Origin of the sequence: Mucilaginibacter dorajii, from assembly GCF_024808255.1 — a bacterium.
GTDB lineage: Bacteria > Bacteroidota > Bacteroidia > Sphingobacteriales > Sphingobacteriaceae > Mucilaginibacter > Mucilaginibacter dorajii.
Genome location: NZ_JANTYS010000006.1, coordinates 1 through 14,039, shown reverse-complemented (window position 1 = coordinate 14,039; position 14,039 = coordinate 1). Strand labels below are relative to the sequence as shown.

At 41.0% G+C, this 14,039-nt stretch carries 8 protein-coding genes; all 8 read right to left on the bottom strand.

Annotated elements, in window-relative coordinates; all coding sequences use genetic code 11:
* Nucleotides 1-9: 9 nt before the first annotated feature.
* Nucleotides 10-1,632 (bottom strand): glycoside hydrolase family 31 protein, encoded by a 1,623-nt coding sequence (locus FHS10_RS09625; RefSeq protein ID WP_259089865.1) that lies wholly within the window; start codon nucleotides 1,630-1,632, stop codon nucleotides 10-12.
* Nucleotides 1,633-1,847: 215 nt separating this feature from the next.
* Nucleotides 1,848-2,960, bottom strand: a complete 1,113-nt coding sequence (locus FHS10_RS09620) for an acyltransferase family protein (protein ID WP_259089862.1) — start codon at nucleotides 2,958-2,960, stop codon at nucleotides 1,848-1,850.
* A gap of 29 nt (nucleotides 2,961-2,989) precedes the next feature.
* Complete coding sequence (locus FHS10_RS09615; protein ID WP_259089861.1) at nucleotides 2,990-3,859, bottom strand: PKD domain-containing protein; 870 nt, start codon at nucleotides 3,857-3,859, stop codon at nucleotides 2,990-2,992.
* A gap of 28 nt (nucleotides 3,860-3,887) precedes the next feature.
* A complete protein-coding gene (locus FHS10_RS09610) occupies nucleotides 3,888-5,402 on the bottom strand; it encodes a RagB/SusD family nutrient uptake outer membrane protein (RefSeq protein ID WP_259089860.1) in 1,515 nt (504 codons plus the stop codon).
* A gap of 11 nt (nucleotides 5,403-5,413) precedes the next feature.
* Entirely contained in the window at nucleotides 5,414-8,683 is a 3,270-nt protein-coding gene (locus FHS10_RS09605) for a SusC/RagA family TonB-linked outer membrane protein (RefSeq protein ID WP_259089858.1), read from the bottom strand.
* A gap of 252 nt (nucleotides 8,684-8,935) precedes the next feature.
* Nucleotides 8,936-10,108, bottom strand: coding sequence for a FecR family protein (locus FHS10_RS09600; protein WP_259089854.1), 1,173 nt, complete (start codon nucleotides 10,106-10,108; stop codon nucleotides 8,936-8,938).
* Nucleotides 10,109-10,161: 53 nt separating this feature from the next.
* Nucleotides 10,162-10,788 carry an RNA polymerase sigma factor gene (locus FHS10_RS09595; protein ID WP_259089846.1) on the bottom strand — a complete coding sequence of 209 codons (627 nt, stop codon included), beginning with the start codon at nucleotides 10,786-10,788 and terminating at the stop codon, nucleotides 10,162-10,164.
* A gap of 504 nt (nucleotides 10,789-11,292) precedes the next feature.
* Nucleotides 11,293-13,662 (bottom strand): ABC transporter permease, encoded by a 2,370-nt coding sequence (locus FHS10_RS09590; protein ID WP_259089844.1) that lies wholly within the window; start codon nucleotides 13,660-13,662, stop codon nucleotides 11,293-11,295.
* Between the last annotated feature and the right edge of the window lie 377 nt (nucleotides 13,663-14,039).

Here is a 14,039-nt window from a genome sequence, read left to right as displayed (position 1 = left end):
CATGGTTAATTAATCTATTTTGTCGAAGGCTGGAAGTTCCCCTATCGCTGCCCGGATCTCTGCCTTAAGCGGTCCTTTGAATATTCTCCCGTCCTGCCCTACCCATTTTCCTTTAGGAAATACCACAATCCTGGTTGAAATTTTGTCAAGAACCGGGGCAACCATGAGACGATTACCAAGCATGAACTGGTCATTGACTGCTGAAAGGGCTTGCCCCGGAAAAACATATTCCAGGTTCCTGACAACGGGCTCGCCACTTTTGGCCGATTCTTTTACTGTTTGTAGGATATAAGAGGTATATTTTTCCCGTAACAGAACTGCATTTTTCACGGCCGCTAAGTGTTCTTTATCCAGGATGCGCCAGGGAGCAACCGAAAACTGCATCATGGGCATTAAAGCACTGCATTCGGCAGACCGGACCACTAGGTCCTGGTCAAATTTAGCGAGGCCGATAAATGAACCGTACTCCCCGCCACCAATCATATCGGGACAAGTGAACTGGTAACCCAGCAACCCTGCGGCTATCATATTCGGGATCAGCTTTTTCAGATCGGTCCAGTTGTGTTTTTTGTCGCGCAGGCGCTCCGCAAGCGGTTGGCCACCTCTTTTCCACATGGCGCGGTATTCATTTAACTTATAATAAGCTCCAAATGCGCCCCAGCTCTCGCATTGCTCATTAGCGTTCTTTTTTTGATAGGTCAATATGTCACCAGTATAAAATTCGATATCCCCGGCATCAAATTTAAAACCATCGATTCCGTACTGAGACATCATACCGTCGAGCTGGCCTTTATACCAGGCCAACGCCCCTGGATTTGTAAAATCAAGACATGAGCTATAACCGTTCCACCAGCTGATGATCGCCGGTTTGCTTGCATTCTGCCATTTAAGATTATTATCGCCTTTACTATCTATGATGAGGTATCTCTTTTCATTCAGATCGCGAAATACTTGCGTATCCGACGAGATGAAGGGACTAACCCATATCATGACCTTGAACCCCAATTGATGTAACTCCAGGATCATTTGTTTCGCATCCGGGAACCGGTCTTTCCTGAAGGCGAATTTGCCATAGTAATCTGCCCAGTTATCATCGATCATCAAAACACCGGGCGGAAATCCGTTATCAATGATGGCATGGGCATACTTTAGGATATCAGTTTGATTCTGGTTGTAAACAAGCTCAATCCAGGTATTATACTGCGGGCTGGTGAACAACAGGCTATCGGGCATCAATCCGCTGGCCTTAAACTGAGCACGGCTTGCTGCCCGGAAAGCATCGGCCAGGGTTTTTCCCGTATTATGCAAACTCACACTGTCGAGGTTTCCTGAAATCAGCAGTTCTTCTTTTGAAATGGAAAATTTAAAAGGTTGATTACTCCAGATATACCTTCCCAAAGAAGAAAGTAAAAGCGGTGCCGACTGGTTATCATTATTATACCCCGAAAGATCATAGCTGTAGCCTGATTGATAAGGTGCCTGGCTCCCTTCGTCAACCGTACCACCGTACCACTGCTCGCCTTTTAATATTTTGAAATGCTGCCCCTGGCTCCCTTGCTGAGCCGCTGAAAAAAACGGCATCATGATCAACGAAGCGGCAATGATTCGTTTTCTTAATTTTTGAATAATCATAATCTAATAATTCATTTTTCTGAATGATAACAAGTTTAAATGGACGTAACCGATCAACCCGGCTGAAACAAAATGATGCGGGCTTTCGCCATATTTGCATGGGTCGGTTTCCTCTTTTTACAGCTGTAAATACCAAACAAAAGGCAATAGGAATCATCAAGCTTTTCATCTTTATCTTTTTTTAGCCAATAATTGGTTGAAATATTAAGGTTGAGTTATATCTTAATGAACACTTTATGCTTACTTAAAAAATAACACAGGTACCATTCTGTGAATAAGGCAACCAGCGCCGAAAAAACTGCAATAACTTTTGTAGATATACCCGTAAACCCAAGGAATCCTTTAACAAATATGCCTATGGCACCATTGAACCATTGTGCTCCTGCTGTTTCAAAAAACAGGTAAATAAATATGGAGTTCATGCCAACCACGATACAAACCCATGCATATTTATTTACCTGCTTTATATCAACAAGCCAGTATAAAAAGGCCAGCACCAGTAATACCCACCCGCCAGAAGCAAGGGCAAATGAACTTGTGCTGATCCTTTTTATAATAGGGGTAATGTTTGCAAAATCAAGGCCGTAGCCTAATACCAAACCTATTACACCAGCTATTATTAAACAACTGATCTTTTGACGGGCAGGCCTATCAGCTATTAACAGCTTACCGGCCAATACTCCCCAAATGGTGTGCGCTGCCGTTGGAATAAAATTGATGGTTACCCAGCCGTCCGCATTAATCTTACCCATCAATACGGTATCCACATAAGCTCCAAAATTGTGGAACTCCACAAAAGGTTGATTGTAGCCTGGCATAAGTACATTTCGATATAAAATATCTGTAAGCACTAATAACATTGCCGAGAAACCAACCTGGAACCAAAAGGACCGGTTAATGATAAGATAAGCTATTAATGTAGTAACGGATAGCTGTGTTAATACATTCCAAAGCTCAAAAACAAGCTTGCCGGCAGCAACACAATGCAATCCTGTACCTAATAGAAATAGTTTAAGCGAACGTATAGCTATGTGTTTAAAGTTTTGCTCCCACGTTACGCCCTTTGCTTTTTTTGATTGGAATGAAATGTACATTGCTGCACCTGCCATCAGCATAAATGCGGGCTGCACACAATCCCAAAAATGCAAACCATGCCATGGGTGGTGGAAAAACTGACTTATTAAGCCGTTGGCAACATATCCTGGATGCAAGGCCATTAGCTTCTCATACACCAGGCAGCTTTCGCCGGCCAGTAATATCATAATAAGGCCACGCATTACATCCAGAGAGATGAGCCTGTTTGACGTTTTGGGAACAATGTTTTCCATTAAACTTTACTGCTATAGTTACCAGATTGTTATTGACTGATGTTCAGCGTGATAGCCTGTTGATTCTGGCCTGGCATGTAACCCAACGCATTATAGTTCTTATCACTTACAATTATGCCAAACCGCAACGCCTTACCCGTTAAACCACCAACTTTACCCCGACTCAGGGCCATTTCAAATTTCACTATGCCGCTTGATTCCTGTACAGTACCTAAGGTATAGAACTCAGCTATGCCAACCGAATTAAAGCTGAAAGCACTCTGTGCGCCGGTATGCTGGTATTGGTCCAATCCGTTGGGTGTTGATAGTAACGGCCCTTCTAATAAATAATCGTAACCTCCGCCTGCGAAAGTCCCGGTAAGCAGGCCGGTGGTTGAATCATTGTCAGTATCCAAATAAAAATCGAAGATGTTACCTGCCGCTACCGTGGTTTGTACTTCCATATAGAAGTAAACATTCTGACTGTCATAATCAAACTTGGCTGTTTTAAATATTTTGCCTAAGTCTGCTGTAGGTGTAACGTGGTTTGATATGGTATCCCAATCGGCAAGGCTATTATCGTTCAATACAATTGGTGAACTTTTAGACACGTTGATGATTGTTGAACCGCTTATCTCCTTACCATTTGTTAATGTAGCTGATAAATTTGCCACAAATTTGCCTTTGGTTTTGTAGATATGTGTAGGGCTTTTATCGGTTGATGTTCCACCGTCGCCAAAAGTCCAGGCAAAAGATTTGGCATTTGCCGTAGTATTGTTATAAGTAACTGAATAGCCGGCCTGGCTGATGGTGAAGGTTACATCCGTGGTATCCACATTATCGTTTTTCCTGCATGCGCCAAAGGTGAGTGCTAAGCATAGCAGCAATAAATATGGTACAATTTTGTTGATCATTTTCATAACTAATTTTCTTAAATTTTAATTAGGATTATGGATTTTGGGTTGCTAATTTGTTGGAAAGTATCTCGTCTATCGGCAGGTAATAAATGATCTTCGTGCTGGTGTATGGAATAATCATTCCCGTGTAATTGGCCGGGTCTACGCTCAAATTGATATCACTTTCTTTCAGACCGGGGAGATGGTACCCCCAGTAGGTACGGTTCATACTTTGCTTATTTCTGTAAACATCATAGGTGCGGTGCCCTTCGAAAGCAAGTTCTAACCTTCTTTCTTTTAGTACAGTCTGCAGCAAGGTGCTATTAGCCGGTACTACGCCATTATAAAGCGCGCTTGACAGCCCCCTGTTTTTACGGATCATATCCACATCATTAAGCGCAGTTGCCGTTTGATTAAGATTTGCCTCAGCTTCCGCACGGTTTAGGTACATCTCAGAAAGCCTGAAAAGTATCGGTGAGCTTAGCGTCGGGCTTCCACCCTGGAATGAAAATTTGTTAACATAATAAGTGGGTATGCCATTTTTTAACTGAATGTTACCACTTCCATCTTTTAAAGGCACTATATTGGTTATCCTGATGTCGGTTGGGTTTTGGGCATACAAGTCACGCAATGGCTTTGAAGCGAACTCCTCTCCCCATCCTGAATTACCATCTGAATAATACTGGGAAGCAATAGAACCAAATTTCCCATAATCATCTAATGTGGTGAAGGCAATACAGAAAATTGTTTCTGTACTGCCCATTGCATTAGAGAACATGGTTGGGTAGGTTGCCGGTGTTACTTCAGTGAATCTTCCCGAATTAATAACCTGGTTTGAATAATTAATGGCGTCCTGGTATGCCCCCTGGTAAAGCGCCACCCGCGAAAGCAAGGCCTCGGCGGCTTCTTTAGAGCCATATTGCACTCCCCTTGCCTGGTTCATCAAAGAAACTCCTTTAATAGCATCCTGAACTACGGAAGCGTATACGTCCTTTACGCTGGCCCTGGCCTTTTGAGGGTTATCTGTTGATGAGGTCCTTAAAATAATGCCTGGTGCATTGGGATCCACGGTGTAAGGTTTGGCAAATAACCTAACCAGGTTAAAATGGCAGTATGCCCTCAGAAAATAACACTCACCTATCAATTGTTTGGTAAGCGCGCTTTGGTCGCTGCCTTTTTCGCCCTGTTCAATAACGGTATTAGCCGTATTAATGATTTTATAGGAAATATACCATAAATACCCGGCATTGGTTTGAGTAGGAGAATGCTCCAAAGAAAAACTTAAAAACAGTGGGTCTGTTGTTACCTGCCCGCAAACAACATCATCAGAGGCAAAATCGCTTAACTGATAAAAATTTCTTAAATACATCAAATTGTCGTCCTGGCTATCATTGAAGGAAAGTTTATCCTTAAACAATGAGTAGGCCCCATTCACGGCATTGGTTAAACCGTCGGCTGTTTTAGTAATGGATTCAGTAGTGATCGAATCACTTGGATTCGATTCAAGCTTGCAGCCTGTCAGTGCGACAGTTAACAAGCAAATAACTATAAATATTTTATTTATCATCGCTGCAATAGTTAAAATCTGATATTGATATTAAAAAGATACTGGTGATTGTTAGGATATTTAAAATCGGATACTCCGGGAGTTACATAAATTCCGGGAGTTATCGTTGCTTGAGGATCCTGGCCAGTGAATTTGGTGAAGGTGTGCAGATTATCTGCGGTCACAGATAAATTGACCTCATCAAGCCTTAAACTTTTCACAATAGATTTAGGCAAAGAGTAACCGATAGATACATTTCTTATATTAATGTAACTGCCATTTTCCAGGTATCTTGATGATGGGCTGGTTGAATTAGTCGCGTTCTGATAACTGGGCTCTGTAGCAATATCGCCTGGTTTGGTCCACAATACGGTTCCTTTAGGTGCAACCATTTGATTGAGATAAGGCTCATGACCATCGTTCATCGTAATGGAGCGGTTGTTATTATAGATTTTATTGCCGCTCAGGAAGTAAGCATTTACCCCAAGAGAGAAATTTTTATACCTAAAAGTATTATTAAACCCGCCCTGGAACTTTGGTAATGCAGACCCTAATTTCTCTTGAGTTGCCGATGCATAGTCTGATGTAACTGATTTGGTGATATTACCTGCTGCATCTTTTGTTTCAACCTCCCATTGTGGTGCACCTGTCTGGGCATTAACACCCATCCATTTAGGTAAATAGAACTCGTAAAGATTACCTCCATTACTGTATATCTGTGGAATATGAAGCTGGCCTATCTTGATGATATCAGAAGGAAGATCCCTGAGTTTATTACTGTTGAAATTGATATTAAAGTCGGTCACCCATTGAAAATTTTTTGTTTTGATATTAGTAGATGAGATCCCAAATTCCAGGCCGTTATTAACCACCTGGCCAATGTTCGCCCACCTGGTCTCAAATCCAACAGATAAGGGTTGGGAAACCTGTAATAATAGGTTTTTGGTTACGTTATGATAAACATCGATGGTAAGCGAAAGCCTTTTGAATAAATCAATGTCAATACCTGCATCCGTCTGATATTTGCTTTCCCAGGTGAGGTTGGGACTGGCCAGTTGTAGAGGAGTTGCGGCAACAGTAGAATTGTACTGACTGGTAAGCGAATAGAGACCTAAATACCTGGAAGCACCTATATCCTGATTTCCTGTAACGCCATAGCTCAATCTTAGCTTCAGGTTATTAACAATATTATTCCCCTTCAGGAAATCTTCATTGCTGGCTAACCACGCTCCCGAAACAGAGGGGAAGGACGCATAGCGATTTCCCGGAGGGAACGCCGATGAGCCGTCGACACGGAACGATCCGGTCAGAAAATAACGGTTCTTATAGCTATAGCTGGCCTGAGACAAATATGAAATAATGGAATAGTCGTTATAATAACCATTCACAGCCTGGTTGTTGGAAACAACATTTAAAACGCTCAAACCAGTGGGTAATCCTTTTCCAGAGGCTCCCATGAAATTATTCTGGCTCCCTTCAAATTCCACACCCGCCAAACCACTGATGGTATGATCACCATATTGCAGGTTGAACCGCAACAAGTTTGTGGAAATACCACCATAATTGAATGTACTTTGCTGGTTTAAGTAGCCGGTTCCATGATAGGTTCCGGCAACTGCCGGACTATAAAAGGTTGAATTGGAGAAATAATATGCAGAAAGCCGGTTGGCGCTGGAGAATGTTAGCCATTTGGTGATTGGAAGGCTTAGGGTAGCATCCCAGTTTACATCAAAATTTTTATAGGGGTGGCTGGAATTCTCTATCGTGTTCAAAGGGTTGGTCTTATCTCTCGACCACCATTTAAAGGTTGAATTACCATCTACATAAATGGGGCTATGATTTGCATCATAGGGATTATCCCAAGGCAAGTTAAGATACGCATTGTACATATCAGTGTAATCAAAACTTTTCCCCTGGGTGCCGCTAATATTTACATTGTTGGTCAGGCTGATCTTATCAGTAAAATGATAAATAGACGAGGCACGAAGATTGACACGTTTGTAGTCAGAATTGTTAAAGGTTCCTTTTTCTTCATAAAAGGTGGTTCCGAAAGCGTATTCGTTTTTTGCGGTTTTTCCTATAGCAGAAAAATAGTAATTCTGAACCGGAGCCCTGGTAAACATTGTATTTAGCCAATTGGTATTAGTGTTAAGCACCGATGCAGGCCTTTCATTTTGAAACTTTACGATATCAATCACATAGGAATTATCTGAAGCTCCCGGTACGTAATCTCTATAAAGCTGTTTTTGATAGTTATATAGCTCACTACTGTTCATCATTTGCATTTTCCCGAAATCCGCCTGCCGGAAACCGGTTGTTGCCTTCACTTCATAATGTGTTTGGTTATCCTTTGCTTTTTTGGTGGTAACAATCAAAACACCCGCATTGGCTTGTGAACCGTAAATGGCGGTAGCACCTGCATCTTTCAATACTGTTACCGTTTCAACATCATTGGGATCATAATTTCCGCCGATGATCCCATCAACTACAATAAGCGGGCTTTGAGAGGCATTAACGGACGATATACCGCGTAACCTGATCTCGGCTGCCGAACCTGGCGCGCCGGATGAGGCGACGACTTGTAAGCCCGCCACCTTTCCCTGCAACATCGAGCCCAGATCATTGGAGGTTACATCCTTAAGCTTCTCGGCCGAAACCACGGTGATGGCACTTGTAAGCTCACTTTTTCTTTTATTACTGTAACCCGTTACAACAACATCCACGTTACCTAAAGAGGCCGTATTTAATTCCATTTTTAAATCAAAAGTGGACCTCCCGGCTGTTACAGTAAATTCAACAGTCTTAAATCCAATAAAACTATAGGACAATACATCCCCGTCGTCTGCAGCAATCTGGTACTCCCCCTGGCTATTGGAGACTGATATTTTTTTAGTTTTTTTATTGGTAATGGTTAACCCAGGTAATGGCTTGTCATTATCGTCAACAACGCGCCCTGTGATCATTCGGATAAGGTTAGCAGAACTTTCGGCTTTATGATCAGGTTTATTATCTTTTTCCTTGATCAGAATTGTTTGTTCTTCAATCACATACTCAAGATTTGAACCTTGAAATACTTTATCCAGTACCTCCTTAACGGGAGTTTTTTTAAAATCGGCCTGAAAAAAAGGAAAGTTTTTTATTCTATCATATGACCATAACACGTGATAACTTGTTTGCTTTTCAATTTCATTGAAAAGCTTATCTAATGATGCCAGGTTATTAGAGTAAGTCACATTCTGAGCTCTGCTTGAAGCACTAACCTGCATCAAGCTTACTAAAATGATAAGAGTTGTTAGCTTCATAGTAAACAGGAATTTGCTGAGATAGCCCGACGGAACACAAAAAAATCGGTTAATTTTTTTATACATTTGAAAACTGGTTTTATGTAAATATTTTGACAAGAATTATTTCCCGCTAAGGGGGCAGACAAACCGGAAAAATTTGGCGGGGGTGGTGCAAACACTTCCGCTTTTTTATTTTCGGCTGGGTGGAGTTGAGTAAGTTTTATTTTATCATAGGCCGTTCATTTAAATCGTTTTTTATTTTTTAGAAGTTTATTTATTTAGAATAATTATTTTATTTCCATCAACCTTAAACTTCACATGACCGGTTACTTCGAGTTTCCGGAGGATACTCTGAACATTTGCTGATCTTGGGGTACTCCCTTCAAACAGGTCAGTATTTTTTAGTGTTTCAGGGTAAATAATTTCCATATCATACCAGCGTGATATTTGCCTCATAACCGACCGCAAACCTGTCTTGCTAAATCGAAACAATCCGTTCTTCCACGCTATTACCAGTTCTGTATCTACAGCTTTTACCCGGATATCACTAACTCCACTTTTTACTGATGCCTGTTCGCCAGGTTTTAGCAGCGCATTTATACCCAGATAGTTAACGCTTACCTTACCTTCCAACAATGTAGTTTTTATCGTTGGCTCATCGTCATAAGCATTAATATTAAAGTGTGTTCCTAAAACTTCGATTGTTTGGCCCCTGGTCAAAACCCTGAATGGCTTAGCAGCGTTATGCGCTACTTCGAAATAAACCTGCCCGGTTATTTCTACTTTTCGTTCTTTGCCGGTGAAAGAAACCGGATATTTTATGGAAGACGCTGCATCAAGAGTAACTTTAGTACCATCGGCAAGCGTTAAATCAAATTTGCCGCCTCGTGGCGTTATAGTAGTATTATAAAGTAAACTTTTGCTGTCACCATCATAAATTATCCTGCCATCATTTGTCTTTCTGATCGCAGTGTTGCTTTGTGTGGCAATTGTTCCATTGGCAGCGGCGCTTAATTCAATTTTTTGACCATTAGCCAGGATAAGTATTGCTTTAGTACTACCCGGTGCAGTTTTATTTGAAATAGTGGTGGCGATTTGCCGGTTGTTTTGGGCTTTATGATAAAAGTAATATCCAAAAGACAATGAGATTATCAAAGAAGCAGCTACCGCCCATCTCATTATTAGTGGAAATATTTTACGATTATTTTTTTTAGATAGCTGAATTCTCCGCTGCAGTTTCTGATATTCACTTTGTGTTACCTGGGCTGCGGTTTCATTCGCCAGTAAAATTATTAAGTTTTTTTGCGATTCAATATTTTCGCGCTCAGAGGGATGTTCCTCCAACCAGTTTTCCCAGTATTCTACATCATCAGCATTAGTTTTAAGGCAATAATTGCAAAAACCTTCGTCTGTTAAAAGGTTGAAAATATCTTTCTCCTGCATCCTATCGTGTTTATAAGCAATAGAGTGCAGATTTTCAGTTTTTCACTATTCTTTTATGAAATTTTTTGAAAATAAATTAAACAAAGGAGGGAAAGCAGTGCTAACGCAAGCGAAAAGGCAGAAAGATTCTCTTTTCCGATTTCTATTTTTAGTTTTTCAAGTGCTTTATAAATGGTATTGTATACCGTATTGATAGAAATACTATTAGTTTCTGAAATTTCCTTGTACGATAACCCAAGATAAAATTTCTGATAAATCATCTGTTTTTGCTTATCAGGAAGTTTTTCCACAAAAATCTTCAGTATCCGGCTAAGATCATCCTGGGTATGCTGGGCAATATACTGGCTTTCTACTGAAGGATAAGTTTGTAATCCCGGCACAGTTTCAACAAACATACTTTCATCAATTTCAAGATTTTCTTTGCGATATAATTTTCGTAGAAAGGATGAAACAATATAATTATGAAAATTAACCACGTTGTTTAATTGCCCCTTTTTTTCCCATAAACAAAGAAAGAGATCATTAATGTTATCTTTAACCTTATTTACCGGGAAGCCCTTTTTTAGTGCGATAAATGACAGGTATTTAAAATAGTGACAATATAGTTCATGAAATGCCGCTTCGTTCTCTGCCTGAACAAATGCATCCCATTCATTTATATAGTCCAACCCCTTTTTCAATAATCTTAATTACTTAAAACAAACTTAGTTAAATAGAATAACATTTTGTTAATGTAATATTAACCCTTTTAGGCTTGTTGCAGATGTCAGGGCTTGTAATAAAAGCTGCCGGGTTTAACTGAGGTCTTTCCCGTTAGAAAAAGAAAAATATATACCGACAAATGAAAAATGTACCTACCTGTACCAACGTCTGTTCACTTCCCTTTATATGCGGGTAATTGATGTAAATGGCTATCATAAATGGGTATTCTGGAATGCTTAGCCATACCATTTTGTGCCTTATGTTCGCGCTTTGTGTCAGGTTAAGTAATAAACAGTTAAATTATTGCTTCATAATTGAGCATTTATAGGGGCTATTTTCTTCAAATCTTCCATAAAGGTGTTCGAAAACTGCGTGTAAAAACATAGTTTATCTGTGGTTTGAAACTACAGACAGCGGCAAATGAACTCCCGAAAAGAAAAACACAATTTAAGCCATCCACTTATGAAAGGATTTAGAATGGCCTATTCGCTTCGTAAACTATTTACCGGGTTTGCTACTGCCGCCTTGATGGTCTGGAAACTTACCGTTATCAGTGCTATAAGCAATACAAATACTGTCGCCAACAGGAATACCCATGCGTCCATCGTAATCCGATATGGATAATTTTCCAGCCACCTTTGCATGGTCCACCGTGCTGCAGGCGTTGATATTACAGCGGAAATCAAAATCAAAACGGAAAAATCGGCAGAAAGCTTCCTCACAATTCGTTCAACACTGGCACCCAGCACCTTACGGATTCCTATCTCTTTTTTGCGACGTTCTGCAGACAATGTGGCCAGGCCAAAGAGGCCTATGCACGAGATGAAAATGGTGAGCACAGCGCCAAAGGTTATAATCTGCTTCCATTTAGCCTCTTTATCATATTGTTCGGCAACCTCATCATCTTTGAATTTATATTGATAAGGTATGAACGGGAACTCCGCTTTGAATTCTTGCCCGATATGGTTTAACGCTTCTGGTTTATTTTGATCATTGATCCGGATAAAGATATTCCCCCACGGATAATCCGGCTTCATGCTGTACAAAACCGGTGACATTTTTTCAGTGAGTGACTGGTAATGATAATCCTTTACCACACCAACCACGTTGTATTTCCTTTTATCGGAAGCGAAATCAACCGTCTGCCCTATCGGGTTCTTCCAGCCTGCCTTCTTCACAAACTCTTCACTCACCAGTACCGAACCAGCGCTGTCAGAAACCATTGTTTTTGAAAAATTGCGACCTTTTACGATAGGTACCTGGAACAAAGGCAGGTAATCTTCATCGATATGTTGCAGATTAAACCCGAATTCCCGGGAGCCGTTGATAACTGCCGAAGTTCCCCATGGGCCGCCCCCCTGGTCGGCAGTTACGCTAAGGATATTCGGATCTTTTGATAATTCGTTTTTGAAAGTGGAAAACTTGGCCTTATCAATACTAAAAGCGAAGATCGATACCACATTTTTATCATTATAGCCCAGGTCGAAATTCATCAGGTAATTGAACTGAGAATAAATGGTAACAGTGGATATGATTAGGAACGTAGCCAGGGTGAACTGCAGTACGACGAGGCCTTTTGATAAATAATTTTTGCCGACATATTGCGTGCGGTTATACAATGTTTGCACCGGGCTAAAGCCCGACAATACCAATGCCGGGTAAAAACCGGATAACAAACCTGTCAGCAGGAAAATACCAATATAACCGGCCACCAATTTTAAGCTGAGCAGGTATGAAAAATCCAAGACTTTGTTGGTCAGCACATTAAATAAGGGCAGCGCCAGCTGAACCAAAAGTATCGCCAAAACAAAGGCCATAAAACTTAGCATAAATGACTCACCCAGGAACTGCATGATCAATTGTTTGCGCAGACCACCCATCACCTTGCGGATTCCGATCTCTTTGGCCCTCTTGAGCGAACGGGAAACGGTAAGATTCACAAAATTAATACAGGCTATGGCAAGAATAAATAAAGCGATACCAGTCAGGATGTAGGAATACGTTGGATTACTGGCATCCGACAAACCGTTATTGGCCGGATAATCGGTACTGGTGTGCATGGCAAGCAGAGGCTGCAGTACATACGTTATTTTATCCTTATCACCAGACTCTTTAATCTGGCTTGCAGCATCACTCAGGTATACCTTATTGATCTTTGCATTCAATTGCCTGATATCCGTGCCAGGCCTTATCACCAGGAAAGTGTTTTGAAAAAAGTTAAGCCAATGATCGTCCATTGTTCTTAATTTCTGCGGCACTAACATTTTGATCTTGATCGACGAGTTTTGAGGCGACTTTCTGGTTACGGCAGTTACCGTGAATGGCTGGAATTTATTGTGCACTTTCAGATCGAGTGTTTTCCCCACCGGATTTCCCCTACCGAAATATTTTTCTGCTATTTCTTCCGAGAGCACAATGGAATTGGGCGCATTAAGCGCATTTTGCGGATTACCATATAGCATTGGAAAGGTAAAAACGGAAAAGAAGTTACTGTCGACAAACAATGCTACCTGATCAAACACCTCATTGTCTCGTTTAACGGTATAATCGGTGCCATATATACGCACAAAATCCTCAACTTCAGGAAGCTGCCGTTTAAAGCTTGGACCAGGCATGTTGCCTGTGCCCGAAAATTTGTGTACCTCTCCATCCGGGCTTTTAGAGTTAACTGCCAGGTGATAAATGTTGGCGGCGTTTGCATTGAACCTGTCGTAACTCAGCTCGTCCATGGCATATAGAAAGATGAGCATGCAGCAGGCCAGACCTACGCTGAGGCCCAAGATGTTGATTACAGAGAACGCCTTGTTACACCAAAGGTTCCTGAACGCGGCTTTAAAATAATTCCTGATCATGACGTTGTATGTTTATTGGTTCACTTATTCATTCATTTACAGCGCGCCGCTCAAACTCTCTTCGGGAACAGTAGGTCATTCTGAACGAAGATTCTTCATCGGGTTAGCCGGTGACACTTAAAGGTTGACATTTTCCAAGAACTGAATGATTTAGTGGCACCAAATACATGCCATCAATATAATAATTAATTGACAATCAATTAGTTAAAATGAAGCCCTATAAAAAGAAATGTTCGGTTACATTACAACTATGTGTCCGATTATGGGCCAATTTGCACTATGTGACCCGTCCGGAAATAGCTATACAGATTTGTGAGTAAATCCTGTAAATACTATACAAGGTATTCTGTTAGTCCTAAGATGAACTATACAGGTCT

Bases quoted from the DNA above. Each gene is read 5' to 3' on its own strand.
- FHS10_RS09625 (WP_259089865.1), bottom strand. From the start codon at position 1,632: ATGATTATTCAAAAATTAAGAAAACGAATCATTGCCGCTTCGTTGATC.
- FHS10_RS09620 (WP_259089862.1), bottom strand. From the start codon at position 2,960: ATGGAAAACATTGTTCCCAAAACGTCAAACAGGCTCATCTCTCTGGAT.
- FHS10_RS09605 (WP_259089858.1), bottom strand. From the start codon at position 8,683: ATGAAGCTAACAACTCTTATCATTTTAGTAAGCTTGATGCAGGTTAGT.
- FHS10_RS09610 (WP_259089860.1), bottom strand. From the start codon at position 5,402: ATGATAAATAAAATATTTATAGTTATTTGCTTGTTAACTGTCGCACTG.
- FHS10_RS09615 (WP_259089861.1), bottom strand. From the start codon at position 3,859: ATGAAAATGATCAACAAAATTGTACCATATTTATTGCTGCTATGCTTA.
- FHS10_RS09600 (WP_259089854.1), bottom strand. From the start codon at position 10,108: ATGCAGGAGAAAGATATTTTCAACCTTTTAACAGACGAAGGTTTTTGC.
- FHS10_RS09590 (WP_259089844.1), bottom strand. From the start codon at position 13,662: ATGATCAGGAATTATTTTAAAGCCGCGTTCAGGAACCTTTGGTGTAAC.